Source organism: Streptomyces sp. NPDC001348, assembly GCF_053597535.1.
In genome coordinates this window covers 98,972-112,382 of record NZ_JBSFIK010000020.1, presented here as the reverse complement: position 1 = coordinate 112,382, position 13,411 = coordinate 98,972, and the positions used below count along the sequence as shown (strand labels likewise).

General features: G+C 71.9%; 15 protein-coding genes. 6 read left to right on the top strand and 9 right to left on the bottom strand.

Annotated elements, in window-relative coordinates:
• Positions 1 to 42 precede the first annotated feature (42 nt).
• The 3 genes from ACWC21_RS21930 to ACWC21_RS21920 all read left to right on the top strand — a co-directional run bounded on the left by ACWC21_RS21930 (position 43) and on the right by ACWC21_RS21920 (position 2,411).
• On the top strand, positions 43 to 1,326 hold the full coding sequence (locus ACWC21_RS21930; RefSeq protein ID WP_450884273.1) for a thymidine phosphorylase: 1,284 nt from the start codon (positions 43 to 45) through the stop codon (positions 1,324 to 1,326).
• A gap of 96 nt (positions 1,327 to 1,422) precedes the next feature.
• On the top strand, positions 1,423 to 2,007 hold the full coding sequence (locus ACWC21_RS21925; protein ID WP_450884271.1) for a Uma2 family endonuclease: 585 nt from the start codon (positions 1,423 to 1,425) through the stop codon (positions 2,005 to 2,007).
• 50 nt (positions 2,008 to 2,057) lie between these two features.
• Positions 2,058 to 2,411, top strand: a complete 354-nt coding sequence (locus tag ACWC21_RS21920; protein ID WP_450884269.1) for an STAS domain-containing protein — start codon at positions 2,058 to 2,060, stop codon at positions 2,409 to 2,411.
• Here the strand turns inward: ACWC21_RS21920 and ACWC21_RS21915 are convergent.
• The 3 genes from ACWC21_RS21915 to ACWC21_RS21905 form a co-directional block, all read right to left on the bottom strand.
• Positions 2,295 to 3,314, bottom strand: coding sequence for a sigma-70 family RNA polymerase sigma factor (locus tag ACWC21_RS21915; protein WP_450884267.1), 1,020 nt, complete (start codon positions 3,312 to 3,314; stop codon positions 2,295 to 2,297). The two genes, ACWC21_RS21920 and ACWC21_RS21915, sit on opposite strands and share 117 nt — an antisense overlap.
• A 127-nt stretch (positions 3,315 to 3,441) precedes the next feature.
• Entirely contained in the window at positions 3,442 to 4,614 is a 1,173-nt protein-coding gene (gene dnaN, locus ACWC21_RS21910; protein WP_450884265.1) for a DNA polymerase III subunit beta, read from the bottom strand.
• Between the two features lie 90 nt (positions 4,615 to 4,704).
• Entirely contained in the window at positions 4,705 to 5,988 is a 1,284-nt protein-coding gene (locus ACWC21_RS21905) for an MFS transporter (protein ID WP_450884264.1), read from the bottom strand.
• A gap of 63 nt (positions 5,989 to 6,051) precedes the next feature.
• On the opposite strand from ACWC21_RS21905, the gene ACWC21_RS21900 reads away from it, so the two are divergent.
• The gene (locus ACWC21_RS21900) at positions 6,052 to 7,002 is read left to right on the top strand and encodes a LysR family transcriptional regulator (protein ID WP_450884262.1); all 951 of its coding nucleotides are present in this window, start codon (positions 6,052 to 6,054) and stop codon (positions 7,000 to 7,002) included.
• Between the two features lie 17 nt (positions 7,003 to 7,019).
• On the opposite strand, the gene ACWC21_RS21895 is transcribed toward ACWC21_RS21900, so the two are convergent.
• Positions 7,020 to 7,784, bottom strand: coding sequence for an alpha/beta hydrolase family protein (locus ACWC21_RS21895; RefSeq protein ID WP_450884260.1), 765 nt, complete (start codon positions 7,782 to 7,784; stop codon positions 7,020 to 7,022).
• Positions 7,785 to 7,897: 113 nt separating this feature from the next.
• On the opposite strand from ACWC21_RS21895, the gene ACWC21_RS21890 reads away from it, so the two are divergent.
• Both ACWC21_RS21890 and ACWC21_RS21885 read left to right on the top strand, forming a co-directional pair.
• On the top strand, positions 7,898 to 9,055 hold the full coding sequence (locus tag ACWC21_RS21890) for an adenosine deaminase (protein WP_450884258.1): 1,158 nt from the start codon (positions 7,898 to 7,900) through the stop codon (positions 9,053 to 9,055).
• 138 nt (positions 9,056 to 9,193) lie between these two features.
• The gene (locus ACWC21_RS21885; protein ID WP_450884256.1) at positions 9,194 to 9,529 is read left to right on the top strand and encodes an ATP-binding protein; all 336 of its coding nucleotides are present in this window, start codon (positions 9,194 to 9,196) and stop codon (positions 9,527 to 9,529) included.
• A gap of 73 nt (positions 9,530 to 9,602) precedes the next feature.
• Here the strand turns inward: ACWC21_RS21885 and ACWC21_RS21880 are convergent, their stop codons facing one another.
• From ACWC21_RS21880 to afsQ1, 5 genes are all read right to left on the bottom strand, one after another.
• Complete coding sequence (locus tag ACWC21_RS21880) at positions 9,603 to 9,803, bottom strand: PspC domain-containing protein (RefSeq protein WP_388791921.1); 201 nt, start codon at positions 9,801 to 9,803, stop codon at positions 9,603 to 9,605.
• A 96-nt stretch (positions 9,804 to 9,899) separates the two neighbouring features.
• The gene (locus ACWC21_RS21875) at positions 9,900 to 10,442 is read right to left on the bottom strand and encodes a VanZ family protein (protein ID WP_450884254.1); all 543 of its coding nucleotides are present in this window, start codon (positions 10,440 to 10,442) and stop codon (positions 9,900 to 9,902) included.
• 103 nt (positions 10,443 to 10,545) lie between these two features.
• A complete protein-coding gene (locus ACWC21_RS21870; protein WP_450884252.1) occupies positions 10,546 to 11,148 on the bottom strand; it encodes a hypothetical protein in 603 nt (200 codons plus the stop codon).
• Positions 11,145 to 12,722, bottom strand: coding sequence for an ATP-binding protein (locus ACWC21_RS21865; protein WP_450884250.1), 1,578 nt, complete (start codon positions 12,720 to 12,722; stop codon positions 11,145 to 11,147). The genes ACWC21_RS21870 and ACWC21_RS21865 overlap by 4 nt, the downstream gene beginning before the upstream one ends.
• Positions 12,719 to 13,396 (bottom strand): two-component system response regulator AfsQ1, encoded by a 678-nt coding sequence (gene afsQ1 / locus ACWC21_RS21860; protein ID WP_388791929.1) that lies wholly within the window; start codon positions 13,394 to 13,396, stop codon positions 12,719 to 12,721. Before afsQ1 ends, ACWC21_RS21865 begins: the two co-directional genes overlap by 4 nt.
• Positions 13,397 to 13,411 lie beyond the last annotated feature (15 nt).

Below are 13,411 nucleotides of genomic sequence, written 5' to 3'. Positions count from 1 at the left end.
TCAGGGGGGCCGTGCACCTTCGCAACCCCGGAAGGGAAACACATGGCCATGGACGCCATCTCCGTCATCCGCACCAAGCGGGACCGCGGTGAACTCAGCGACGAGCAGATCGACTGGGTCATCGACGCGTACACGCGCGGCGAGGTCGCCGACGAGCAGATGTCCGCGCTCGCGATGGCCATCCTGCTCAACGGCATGAACCGCCGCGAGATCGCCCGCTGGACCGCCGCGATGATCGCCTCCGGCGAGCGCATGGACTTCTCGGCGCTGTCCCGTCCCACGGCCGACAAGCACTCCACGGGCGGCGTCGGCGACAAGATCACCCTGCCGCTGGCCCCGCTCGTGGCGGCCTGCGGCGCGGCCGTCCCCCAGCTGTCGGGCCGCGGCCTCGGTCACACGGGCGGCACCCTGGACAAGCTGGAGTCGATCTCCGGCTGGCGTGCCCTGCTGTCCAACGAGGAGATGCTGCACGTCCTGGACACCACCGGCGCGGTGATCTGCGCGGCGGGCGACGGACTGGCCCCGGCGGACAAGAAGCTGTACGCGCTGCGGGACGTCACCGGCACGGTGGAGGCGATCCCGCTGATCGCCTCGTCGATCATGTCGAAGAAGATCGCGGAGGGCACGGGCTCGCTGGTCCTGGACGTGAAGGTCGGCTCCGGGGCCTTCATGAAGACCGTCGAGGACGCCCGGGAACTGGCCTCCACGATGGTCGGCCTCGGCACGGACCACGGCGTGAAGACGGTCGCGCTCCTGACCGACATGTCGACCCCGCTCGGCCTGACGGCGGGCAACGCCCTCGAGGTCCGCGAGTCGGTCGAGGTCCTCGCGGGCGGCGGTCCCGCGGACGTGGTCGAGCTGACCATCGCCCTGGCCCGCGAGATGCTGGACGCGGCCGGTGTGAAGGACGCCGACCCGGCTGAGGCGCTGGCCGACGGTTCGGCGATGGACGTCTGGCGCCGCATGATCGCCGCGCAGGGCGGCGACCCGGACGCTCCGCTCCCCACGTCGAGGGAGCAGCACGTCGTGAAGGCCCCGTCCTCCGGCGTCCTCACCCGCCTCGACGCCTACGGCATCGGCGTCGCCGCCTGGCGCCTCGGCGCGGGCCGCGCCCGCAAGGAGGACCCGGTGCAGGCGGGCGCGGGCGTCGAGATCCACGCCAAGCCGGGCGAGCCGGTCCGCGCGGGCGAGCCCCTGCTGACCCTGCACACCGACACTCCCGAGCGCTTCGAGTACGCGCTGCAGTCGGTGGAGGGTTCCTTCGACATCGCGCCGGAGGGCACGGAGTTCTCGGCGTCGCCGGTGGTGCTGGAACGTATCGCCTGACCAGGGGAATTCTCTTTCGAGTGAACGGGATTGGTGGACCTCCGCCGGTCCCGTTCGGCATGCTGGGATCGGTGACGCACCGATTGGAGAACCGCCATGAGCGCACTCACCGTGAGCCAGGACCCCGAGCAGAGTTGGGACGACCTTGTCCGGTTCTGGGAGGAGATGGAATGGCCTGAGGGCAGCAAGGTGGAGATCATCGAGGGGATCATCACCGTGTCACCTGCTCCCGCGTTCCGCCACAACGTGATCGCGGCTCGCATCCAGCGTCGCCTTTACTCAGTGATCCCCGAGGACTGGGAAATCTTCCAGACACTCGCGATCTCCGTGCCGTCGCGCCTGGGAATGCTCATCCCGGACCTGCTGGTCGCCCCGGTGCAGGAACACCCGGAGTCGGACTCCCATATTCCGGCAGCCCTGGCTGAACTCGTCGTCGAGGTCACCTCCAAGTCCAACGCCCGCCAGGACCGCGTCAGCAAGCCCGCCGCGTACGCCACCGCGGGGATTCCGCTGTATCTCCTAGTCGACCGTTGGGCTCCCGAAGGCCCCACCGCGACGCTTTACGGAGAACCGAAGGGCGACGTCTACCGCCCGCTGAGCACGGCCAAGTTCGGCGAAGCGCTCAAGCTTCCCGCCCCCTTCGACGTCGTGATCGACACCAGCGAGTTCCCTACCGAGTAGGGGCCCACCCTGACCCGATGAGTTAGGGGTGGTCACCCGGTCTACCGTAAGTGGACCCCAAGACACCCCCCGTACTCGTCCTCCCCGGCCCCGTCACCAGAACCGACGTGCCGGGGCTCTGCGACGACCTACGGGCGCTGCTGGACGCGACCGGAGGCGGAGTCGTCGTCTGCGACGTCGCCGGGCTCGGGCCCCCCGGACTCGCCGTGGTCGACCTGCTCGCCCGTCTGGCACTCACCGCCCGCCGGGCCGGAGGCCGCATACGCCTGAGGGACCCCACACCCGCGCTACACGCCCTGCTCGACCTGGTCGGCCTCCGCTTCCAGGTGGAGCGGCAGGTCGAAGAGCGGGAACCAGCGCTGGGTGTCGAGGAAGCAGTGGAACCCGGTGATCCGGCCCTCTGATATCTCCAGCACCTGCACCGCCCACGCGGTGAAGCCGCCGGCTTCCGGGTCCGGCTTGTACTGGGCGAAGCCCGGCAGCCCGTTGACCTGGACCGGCAGCAGCCGGGAGCCCGCGCAGGCCGCGCCGAGGGTCGTCATGAAGCCCGTGATGTCGTCGTGGCCGGTCAGCCACAGGTCGAACGGCGGCATCGTCATGACGGCGTCCTCGTGCAGCAGGGCCGTCAGCGCCGTCATGTCGTAGCCCTCGAACGCCTTCACATAGCGCTCCAGGAGCTTCTGCTGCTCCGCGTCCAGCGGATCGGACACCGCCGCCCCGGCGCCCTTGTCGTCCCGCTCGGCGAGCGTCGCCCGCGCCCGCTGCAGCGCGCTGTTGACCGAGGCGACCGTGGTGCCGAGCAGCTCGGCGACCTCGCTCGCCCGCCAGGCCAGCACCTCGCGCAGGATCAGCACGGCCCGCTGCTTGGGCGGCAGCTGCTGCAGCGCGGCCATGAACGCGAGCCGGACCGACTCCTTGGCGACGGCCGCCTCCGCCGGGTCCTCGACCACCGGCAGCACACGGGCGTCCGGCATCGGCTCCAGCCAGGTGTGGTCCGGGCGGGGGGAGAGGGCCGCCCGGGCGAGCGGCGTCGACTCCGTGAGGTCCATCGGCCGGGCCCGCTTGCTGCCCGCGGACAGCATGTCCAGGCAGACGTTCGTCGCGATCCGGTACAGCCAGGAGCGCAGGCTGGAGCGGCCCTCGAACTTGTCGTAGCTCCGCCAGGCGCGGACCAGGGTGTCCTGTACCGCGTCCTCCGCCTCGAAGGACGAACCCAGCATGCGGTAGCAGTAACCGGTCAGCTCGGTCCGGTGCTTCTCCAGTGCGACGTCGAGGTCCGTCCTCGTCGCCGTGCCGCCGTCGCCCATGGTCCACCCACCCCTGCCCGATCCTTCGCGCGCCTTCGCGCCCCAGCACTTCGGAAGCTACCGCAGCCCACTGACAACGGCTCCCGGAGCACACGAATCAGCAGGTCAGCGACATGACGGAGGACGTTCAGACCAGCTGCTTCACGGACATCAGCAGATGCCGGTGCGCCTCGAAAGACCCGTCGCCCTTGTCGCCCTCCCGGCTCTTTCCGCCGTCCCCGCCGTCCCGGCCTCCCGCGCCCGAGCTCAGCAGCACCCGCTGCCCCGTCCCCAGCATCTCCAGCCGCAGCCGCGGCCCCCCGAAGGAGTTCACCGCGTCCAGCAGGTACGCCGGATTGAAGGCCACCGTGACCTCCGCACCGCCGTCCAGCGAGGCGGGCAGCCGCTGCGCCGCCACGTCGTCCCCGTACCCGGCCCGCACCAGCACCGACCCGCCCCCTTCGGCCGAGAAGTCCAGCCGCACCGGACTGTTCGCCTCCGCCACCACCGCGACCCGCCGCACCGTCTCCGCCAGTGCCTCGAGCTCCACCTCGGCGACCACCGCACCCGCCATGTCGAACAGCGCCCCGTACCCCGGCAGCCGCCCGTCCAGCCGCCGTACGACCGTCCGCATCCGCGCGCCCTCGAAACCGGCCGATCCCGCGTCCAGGCCGAGGCGCACGGTCCCGGACCGCGCCAGCGACCGGGCGGCGTCGAGCAGTCGCCGCGCGGGCAGCAGCGCCTCCACCGCCTCCCCGGCGACGGCCCCCTCCGGCTTCCACTCCAGCCGTCGAACGGCGTACCGGTAGCGGTCCGACGCCGACAGCGTCATCTCGTCACCCTCCAGGCGCAGTTGGACGCCCGTCAGCACCGGCAGGGTGTCGTCCCGGCCGGCCGCCACGGCGACCTGGCCCACGGCCGTCGCGAACACCGCCGCGTCCACACCGCCGTACAACGCAGGCGGCGCCGGAACCGCCGGGTACTCCTCACGGGGCAGCGTCGACAGCCCGAACCGCGTGCCTGCCGCTTCCACCGTGAACCGCGTGCCCTCCAGCGCGCAGCTCACCGGCCCCTCCGGCAGCACCCTGCAGATGTCCAGCAGCCTGCGCCCCAGGACGAGCACCTCACCGGCCGTCTCCGTCTCGGCGTCCACCTCGATGCGCGCCGCCGTCTCGAAGTCGAAGCCCGACACCGTCAGCCGCCCGGCCCCGGCTGCCAGCAGCAGCCCGCCCAGCACCGGTACCGGTGTACGCGCGGGCAGCGCGCGTGCCGCCCACCCCACGGCGTCCGCGAGATCCCCGCGCGCGATCCGGAACTCCATACGACGAACCCCCTGCTCGATCCGGTTGACGCGCGGACGCTACACGCGACCACTGACAACCGGCCCCGAGCAGGGGGAACTTGGTCGGGCTCAGTGCGCGCCGACCGGCTCCCGCCGGGCTGCCACCCGGGCCGCGTGCGAGCCGAACACCGTGATCGCCACGACGCCGAGGACCGCCAGCAGGCCGACCCCGACCGTGCCGGCCCAACCGCCCGTGTGGAAGGCCGTCGCGCCGAGCGTGCTGCCCACGCTGGAGCCGATGTAGTACGAGGACTGGTACAGCGCCGCCGCCTGGGCCCGGCCGGTCGTCGCCGTCTTGCTGACCGCCGAGGACGCGACCGCGTGGCCCGCGAAGAACCCGGCGGTGATCAGCACCAGGCCCAGCAGGACCAGCGGGAGCCAGGCCGCGAGGGACAGCAGCAGGCCCGTCGCCGTCGTGCCGCCGGCCAGGTACAGCGCGCCGCGCCGGCCGAGGCGGCCCACCAGGCGGCCCGCCGCCGACGCCGAGGCCGTACCGACCAGGTACACCAGGAAGATCGAGCCGATGATGCCCTGCGGCAGCCCGAACGGTTCCTCCGTCAGGCGGTAGCCGATCACGGTGTACACACCGCCGAAGACGGTCATGAAGAGCGCGCCGATCGCGTACAGCCGGCCCAGCAGCGGGTTCCCGAGGTGGTCGCGGACCGTGCGGGCCAGTACCCGCGGGCGCAGCGAGCCCGGGGTGAAGTGCTTCGGGGCCGGCAGCAGCAGCCGGAACGCCACCGCGCAGGCCACCGCGACCGCGCCGACCACGCCGACCGCGACCCGCCAGCCCCACTCCTGGGCCGCCCAGCCGGTGATCACCCGGCCGCTCATACCGCCGACGCTGTTGCCGGCGACGAACAGGCCGATCGCCGTGACCAGCGCCTTGGGCCGGACCTCCTCCGCGAGGTAGGCCGTCGCGGAGGCGGGCACCCCGGCCACGGCCGCCCCCTGGAGCGCCCGCAGTACCACGAGGACACCCAGTGACGGCGCGAACGGCACCAGCATCCCGACGGTCACCGCCACGGTCAGCGAGGCCGTCATCACCGCACGGCGGCCGAAGCGCTCCGACAGCGCGCTCATCGGCAGCACGAACAGCGCCAGCCCGCCGGTCGCCGCCGCCACCGTCCAGCTGGCCTCGCTCGCCGCCACCCCGAGGTCGTCCGAGATCAGCGGCAGCAGGGCCTGGGTGGAGTACAGCAGGGCGAAGGTCGCGACACCGGCCAGGAAGAGCGCGAGCCTCATCCGGCCGTAGCCGGGGCCGCCCGGGGCCATGCGGGAGTCGGCGGTATCGGAGGGGAAGGACGTTGCGGCGCCCACGACGGTGGACGCCCCGGTATCGGCGGGAGACATGCTTCGAACCTACGGACGGGCCCTCTCATCCGTCCAATGCACGGACTCGCCATAATCGTTCCCATGGTGCATCAGCCGAGGTCACAAGAGCGTCTGTCACGGTTCAGTGACACAGAAGACATCGTCATGTTGCTCGCGCCACGCCTGGCGTACTTCGCGGGCGTCGCCCGCACCGAGCACGTGACCCGCGCCGCCCAGGAGATGAACGTCCCGCAGTCCACGCTCTCGCGTGCCATGGTCCGCCTGGAGCAGGACCTGGGCGTCGACCTCTTCGCCCGCCGCGGCCGCACCTTGTCCCTCACCCCCGCGGGACGTACCTTCGTCGGCTCCGTCGAACGTGCCCTCGCCGACATCGGACGGGCCGCCGAGGAGGTGCGCGCCGACGCCGACGCGACCACCGGCAAGGTCGCCTTCGGCTTCCTGCACACCATGGGAGCCGAGACGGTCCCCGGTCTGCTCCAGGCCTTCCGTGCCGACCATCCCCGCGTCCGCTTCAGCCTCGTCCAGAACTACGGCGAGGCCATGCTGGAGCGGCTGCGTGCCGGTGAGCTCGACCTGTGCCTGACCTCCCCGGTGCCCGACGCCCCCGACCTGGTCGCCCGCCGCCTCGACGAGCAGAAGCTCCGCCTGGTCGTCCCCGCCGACCACCGCCTGGCCGGCCGCAGGCGTGTCCGGCTCGCCGAGGCCGCCGACGAAACCTTCGTCACCCTGGAACCCGGCTACGGTCTGCGCCGCATCACCGACGACCTGTGCAGCGAGGCCGGCTTCAAACCGCGCGTCGCCTTCGAGGGCGAGGAGGCGGAGACCCTGCGGGGCCTGGTCGCGGCAGGGCTGGGCGTGGCCCTCCTGCCACCGCCGGTGTTCCCCCGGCCGGGCGTGGTGGAACTGACGGTCACCGCACCGCGAGCGGCACGCGAGATCGGCGTGGCATGGCTGGCGGGCCACCCGGACACGCCTCCGGTGGCCGCCTTCAAGAGGTTCCTGCTCTCACGCCGCGGGAGTCTGCTGCCCTGACCGTGCCGGCGCCTGCCTCAGCGTTTGCGGATCGACTGCCCGAAGCCCGCGGCCAACGGCATCCGCAACCCGATCGGCGGCGGCGCGGCCAGCGCGTCCTCCAGCGGGCGCGCCAGCGTGTGCCCGAACAAGGCCCCCATCGTGAAGTCCTCGACCAGCGCCTGCACCTCGCTCCGGTACTGGTGCAGACCGTGCCCGTCCGAGTGCACCTCGAACCGGCACACCTCGCGGTTGGCCTTCTTCGCCCGGACCGCCAGCCGGAACGAGAGCTCCGGGTCGCTGCGCCCGTCGTTGGTGCCGTGGACGATCAGAACCCGCCGTCCGGCCAACTGCTTCACCGGCTCCGCCGGGGCGGCCAGGTCCTCCTCGGGCAGCCAGGGTGCGACGGCCACCACGGAGTGCACGGCCTCGTGCCCGGCCGCCCGCAGTGCCGCCCGCCCGCCCATCCCGACGCCCACCAGGCAGACCGGGACGTCGCCGTAGCGCCGTACGACCTCGTCCGCCGCCCAGGACGCGTCGGCCGCCGGATGGGCCGCGCCGCCGTTCCAGCCGCGGTAGCGGTAGTGGACGACATGGGTGGCGAGTCCCTCGTCGCGGCCCGCGCGTGCCAGCCGGCGCCCGAGGGCACGGACGAAGGCCATCGCCCATACGGGGGACGGCCTGCGGTCGGATACCTCCTCGCCGCCGGGCAGCAGCAGGACCGCGCCGCTCACCGCCGACGGCACCGGGCCGACTGCCCTGCCCAGCCGGGCCGTTCGGGCCGGCGTCACTTCCTGTGCCATGACAGAACAGTGTCAGAAGTGCCGGCGTACGCCACCTGTCCGTGCGGTCACTGTTACGTATCGGCGGAAACGTAAACCGGATGATCTACGCGCGTAGGAGGTAGAGTGCGGAAATGACGAGCCAGAGCACCGCGAACACCCCGACGCCGGACCGGATCCGCCGGGCGCCCAAGGTTCTGCTGCACGACCACCTCGACGGCGGCCTCCGGCCGGGGACGATCGCCGAACTCGCCCGCGACACCGGATACTCCACGCTCCCCGAGACCGATCCCGACAAGCTCGGCACCTGGTTCGCCGACGCCGCCGACTCCGGGTCCCTGGAGCGGTACCTGGAGACGTTCTCGCACACCGTCGGCGTGATGCAGACCCGCGACGCGCTGGTCCGGGTGGCCCGGGAGTGCGCCGAGGACCTGGCCGAGGACGGCGTCGTGTACGCCGAGGTGCGGTACGCGCCCGAGCAGCACCTGGAGGGCGGACTCAGCCTCGAGGAGGTCGTCGAGGCCGTCAACGAGGGCTTCCGGGAAGGGGAGGCGATCGCCCGCCGGAACGGTCACCGCATCCGGGTCGGCGCCCTGCTGACCGCCATGCGGCACGCGGCCCGCGCTCTGGAGATCGCCGAACTCGCCAACCGCTACCGGGACCTGGGCGTCGTCGGCTTCGACATCGCGGGCGCCGAGGCCGGCTACCCGCCCACCCGGCACCTGGACGCCTTCGAGTACCTCAAGCGGGAGAACAACCACTTCACCATTCACGCCGGCGAGGCCTTCGGGCTGCCGTCCATCTGGCAGGCACTGCAGTGGTGCGGCGCCGACCGGCTCGGGCACGGCGTACGGATCATCGACGACATCCAGGTCCACGAGGACGGCTCGGTCAAGCTCGGCCGGCTCGCGTCCTACGTCCGTGACAAGCGCATCCCGCTGGAGCTCTGCCCGAGCTCCAACCTCCAGACCGGGGCCGTCGCCTCCTACGCCGAGCATCCGATCGGGCTGCTCAGGCGCCTGCACTTCAGGGCCACCGTGAACACGGACAACCGTCTCATGTCCCACACCAGTATGAGCCGGGAATTCGAGCATCTCGTCGACGCGTTCGGCTACACGCTCGACGACATGCAATGGTTCACCGTCAATGCGATGAAATCGGCGTTCATCCCTTTCGATGAACGGCTGGCGATGATCAATGACGTCATCAAACCCGGATATGCCGAACTGAAATCCGAATGGCTTTTTCAGCAGACCGCATCTACCAGCGGTTCTGTGGATTCGGAGGGCTGACCGGAGGGCGATCGAGGGCACGGAATGCCGACGGGTCCTCCTCGACCGTCCGCATTTCAATGTTTGCGGGGGTGGCTGCGCGTGTTTACGGTCGGGGACCGCTCAGTCCCCCGTCATCCAGTCAAGGACGCATTCAAGATGAAGCAGTCTGCTGTCAAGACCCTCGGTGTCGCCGCCCTCGGTGTCGCCATCGCCGCCGTCGGTGCGGGCACGGCCGACGCGGCCGGTCTCCCCAACACCGGCAAGGCGCTGGACGGCGTCACCAAGACGCTGCCGACCAAGAACGTCGACAAGGCGCTCCCCGGTGCCGGTCAGGCGCTCTCCAAGGGCCGGCCCGCGGTCCTGGCGGGCACGGCCGCCACCCGGCCGGTCGCCGACCAGGCGCTCCGGCAGGGCCCGACCTCGCCGGTCGGCGGGCTGCTCGGCGGTCTGCCGGTGGCGGGGGGCCTGGCCAAGGGTCTTCCGCTCGTCTGACCGGGCCACCGCACCTGCCGTCGGGGCGCACCGGTCACACGCGGTGCGCCCCGACGGCGAACGGTACGGCGGGCTACCAGGCCGTGCGCGCCTTGTCCTCCGCGGGCAGCAGGATCCACAGCGCTATGTAGAGCAGGAACTGCGGCCCCGGCAGCAGGCAGGAGACCAGGAAGATCACCCGCATCGTCGTCGCGGAGGTGCCGAAGCGCCGCGCCAGCGCTGCGCACACTCCGCCGATCATGCGGCCATGGGTGGGGCGGGCAAGGGCGGTCATGGTCGGCTCCTTCGTGAGCGTCCGTGGCGAGGCCGCCCCGGTCGGCTGCCTCGACTGACCTCCACGCTACGCGGACGAAGCAGACGAAGCGTCGCTCTACGGTGCGATACCGACCCTGGGAATCGTCGGGGTCCGCCCCTGAGAAGTCTCCTCCTGCGGGCGGCGGACACGCTCGTTCCTGCGGCGGAGCCAGGACCGGCCCGCGGGGACGAGGGCGAGGTGGACCAGCACCACACCGGCGGTGTTCAGCAGCAGGGAGTCGACGTCGACGACCCGCCCGGGCACCCCCGTCTGCAAGAGCGCGATGCCCAGGGAGATCAGGGCGCCCGTCGTGGCCGTACGGAGCAGGGAGGCGAGCGGGGACACGGCGAGCCTGCCGTGCGCCATCGGCAGCAGAACGCCCAGCGGTGCCAGCAGCGCGAGGCCCGCACCGATCCGGCGGGCCGCCCCGGCCCAGCCCAGCGCCAGGTCGGCCCGGATCCCGGCCAGCGGGCGCAGGTTGGTGGGCATCATCCAGGGAACGTCCAGGGGTCGCAGCGTGAGCCAGGCGACGAGCGCCAGGTGTGCGACCAGGAGGGCACCCCCTGTCACACGGACGCGGATCGCGGCGCTGCCGCCGATGGAGCCTTGACGCTGCACGCCCCCGTAGACGCGCCCGCGTGCACGATCGGTTCCGGATCCGCCACGCGCGCGTCCGGAAGCTTCCGGCACACCCGGGGCCGCACGGACGGCGCCCGGTCCGTCAGCCGGCCGTCACCGCGCTGGACGTCGGCATCCCGCTGCCCGGCCGGGACCGCACCTCGTCGGTGCACTCGTACCGGCGCAGCGGTCCGCGGTCCGGCCCGCCCAGGATCACCGAACCGTCCCCCTCGGCCGCGGCCGAGTCGGAGAAGGTGCACACGATCTGGGCGAGGGCGTACGAGGTGAGCTGTTCGGGGGCGGTGCTCAGCCGCAGCGCGTCCTCCGGGTCCTTCGGGCGCGGCCCGGTCACGGCCATGCCCCCGTGCACGAACGTCGTGTAGCCGGCGTTCTTCTCCCCGGCGGACGGCGTCTGGGCGAGCTGGTCCAGCAGCCCCTGGGCCACCAGCACCCGGCGCTTGGCGTCCGCGGTGCCGTCCGGGACGCGCACCGAACGGTCCACGGTGACCAGCGACGAACCGCACAGCAGGAAGACCTGCACGGGCACCCCGTGCGAGGACTGCGTGGTGAGGTCCGGCTCGGTCAGCGAGCACGGCACCCGGGAGGGCGCCGCGCCGAAGTCCGTGGGCACCTGGGTGGCCCTGATGCCGCAGCCGGTGAGCAGCGCGGCGAGTACGGGGAGCGCCAGCAGGCGTCGTGCGTTCATGACGCCTCTTCCTTCGAACCCTTCGAACCGTCGCCCTTGCCGTCGCTCCCCTCCGCCAGCGCGGAGGCGTCCTTCGGCAGCCGCAGGGTGAAGACCGCGCCGCCCTCGGGCGAGTTGGCGGCGGTGATCCGGCCGCCGTGGATGCCCGCGTTCTCCATCGCGATGGACAGGCCCAGGCCGCTGCCCTCGGAACGCGGCCGGGAGGCACTGGCCTTGTAGAAGCGGTCGAAGACGTGCGGCAGGACGTCCTCGGGAATGCCGGGACCGTGGTCGCGCACGGCGACGACCAGGTCCTCGCCGTCGATGCGCACCGAGACCCGCACCGGCGACCCGCCGTGCTTGAGCGCGTTGCCGATCAGGTTGGCGAGGATCACGTCCAGGCGGCGCGGGTCGAGCCGGCAGTGGATGCCGCGCTCGGCGTCCAGCTCCACGGCGTCCAGCCAGGCGCGGGCATCGATGCAGGCGGTGATCTGGTCGGCGATGTCGACGTCGTCCAGGACCAGCCGGGCGGTGCCCGCGTCGAAGCGGGTGACCTCCATCAGGTTCTCCACGAGGTCGTTCAGCCGCCGGGTCTCGCTCACCACCAGCCGTACGGCGGGCTCGATCATCGGGTCGATGCTCCCGGACTCCGCCTCCAGTTCCTCCTCCAGCACCTCCGTCACGGCCGTGATGGCGGTCAGCGGAGTGCGCAGTTCGTGGGACATGTCGGCGACGAACCGCCGGGACGCCTCGTCCCGCGCGGCCATCTCCGCGACCCGCTGCTCCAGCGCCTCGGCCGCGTTGTTGAACGTCCGCGAGAGATCGGCGAGTTCATCGGTCCCGGAGACCCTCAGCCGGGTGTCCAGTCTGCCCTCGCCGAGCCGCCGTGCGGCGACACCGAGCCGGTGCACCGGCTTCAGCACGGTCCCCGCCGCGGCCTGCGCGAGCAGCGCCGAGCCGACCAGCGCCAGTCCGGTGGCGATGCCGAGCGACCAGGCGAGGGAGTTGAGGTCCTTGGCCTCCGGTTCCAGCGACTTGACCATGTAGCCGGTCGGGCCGCCGCCGATCACCCTCGTACCGGCGACCAGGTACGGGGTGCCGTGGTCGACGACCCGCTGCCAGTACAGGTGGTACGGCGACTTGTTGCCGTCGGCCACCTTCTGCTGCTTGTTCACCGCGGCCCGCAGCGATCCGGGCACGTCCTCCAGCGCGAACCCGTTCAGGCCGCCGGAGTTCCCGTACACCGTCCTGCCGTCGGCGTCCGTCGCGACCAGCAGCACGCTGAAGCGCTGGCTGCTGGCCGCCATCTGACCGGCGGTGCGCTGCAGTTCGTCCTGTGTGGGCGGCACCGGGAGCGCACCGGCCCGGTTCTGCATCTCCTGCTGGAAGTCACGCAGCACCGCGTCCTGGGCACGGGTCAGCACCGCCTCACGGTTCAGCCAGTACGCGATGCCGGACGCCGACACGGCGGCGGTGAGGGCGACCAGCCCGAAGACCACGACCAGCCGCAGCCGCAGACTGGTGAAACGCAGCCGCGACACAGCTCCCTTGCGCCCCGCGGACCAGCCGCGGAACCCCCCTTGCTCCTTCGTCACTGAGGCGTGTCCAGCCGGTAGCCGACACCGCGGACGGTACGGATCAGCGTCGGGGACGACGGGACGTCCTCGACCTTGGCGCGCAGCCGCTGCACACAGGCGTCCACCAGCCGCGAGTCACCGAGGTAGTCGTGCTCCCACACCAGCCGCAGCAGCTGCTGCCGGGACAGCGCCTGTCCCGGGCGCCGGCTCAGCTCCAGCAGCAGCCGCAGCTCGGTCGGCGTCAGCTGGAGGTCCTCGCCGTTCTTCGTCACGGTCATCGCCGAGCGGTCGATGACGAGACTCCCGAACGTCGCCGAGTCGCTGGACTCCCGCTCGCCGCGCCGCAGCACGGCCCGGATGCGGGCGTCGAGGACCCGGCCCTGCACCGGCTTGACCACGTAGTCGTCCGCCCCGGACTCCAGCCCGACCACCACGTCGATGTCGTCGTTGCGGGCGGTCAGCAGGATGATCGGCAGCTGGTCCGTGCGCCGGATGCGCCGGCACACCTCGAACCCGTCGATGCCGGGCAGCATCACGTCCAGCACGATCAGGTCCGGCCGCTGCTCGCGCAGCAGCTTCAGGCCGTCCTCGCCGGTGGCAGCGGTGGCAACCCGATGACCCTGGCGCGTAAGAGACAGCTCCAGGGCGGTGCGGATGGCGTCGTCGTCCTCGATCAGCAACAGGGAAGGCACGGGCTCATTCTGGCC

What these genes read in the sequence shown, in the direction of transcription:
- ACWC21_RS21930 (WP_450884273.1), top strand. Translation starts at nt 43, where the DNA reads ATGGCCATGGACGCCATCTCCGTCATCCGCACCAAGCGGGACCGCGGT.
- ACWC21_RS21925 (WP_450884271.1), top strand. Translation starts at nt 1,423, where the DNA reads ATGAGCGCACTCACCGTGAGCCAGGACCCCGAGCAGAGTTGGGACGAC.
- ACWC21_RS21915 (WP_450884267.1), bottom strand. Translation starts at nt 3,314, where the DNA reads ATGGGCGACGGCGGCACGGCGACGAGGACGGACCTCGACGTCGCACTG.
- dnaN (WP_450884265.1), bottom strand. Translation starts at nt 4,614, where the DNA reads ATGGAGTTCCGGATCGCGCGCGGGGATCTCGCGGACGCCGTGGGGTGG.
- ACWC21_RS21905 (WP_450884264.1), bottom strand. Translation starts at nt 5,988, where the DNA reads ATGTCTCCCGCCGATACCGGGGCGTCCACCGTCGTGGGCGCCGCAACG.
- ACWC21_RS21900 (WP_450884262.1), top strand. Translation starts at nt 6,052, where the DNA reads ATGGTGCATCAGCCGAGGTCACAAGAGCGTCTGTCACGGTTCAGTGAC.
- ACWC21_RS21895 (WP_450884260.1), bottom strand. Translation starts at nt 7,784, where the DNA reads ATGGCACAGGAAGTGACGCCGGCCCGAACGGCCCGGCTGGGCAGGGCA.
- ACWC21_RS21890 (WP_450884258.1), top strand. Translation starts at nt 7,898, where the DNA reads ATGACGAGCCAGAGCACCGCGAACACCCCGACGCCGGACCGGATCCGC.
- ACWC21_RS21885 (WP_450884256.1), top strand. Translation starts at nt 9,194, where the DNA reads ATGAAGCAGTCTGCTGTCAAGACCCTCGGTGTCGCCGCCCTCGGTGTC.
- ACWC21_RS21880 (WP_388791921.1), bottom strand. Translation starts at nt 9,803, where the DNA reads ATGACCGCCCTTGCCCGCCCCACCCATGGCCGCATGATCGGCGGAGTG.
- ACWC21_RS21870 (WP_450884252.1), bottom strand. Translation starts at nt 11,148, where the DNA reads ATGAACGCACGACGCCTGCTGGCGCTCCCCGTACTCGCCGCGCTGCTC.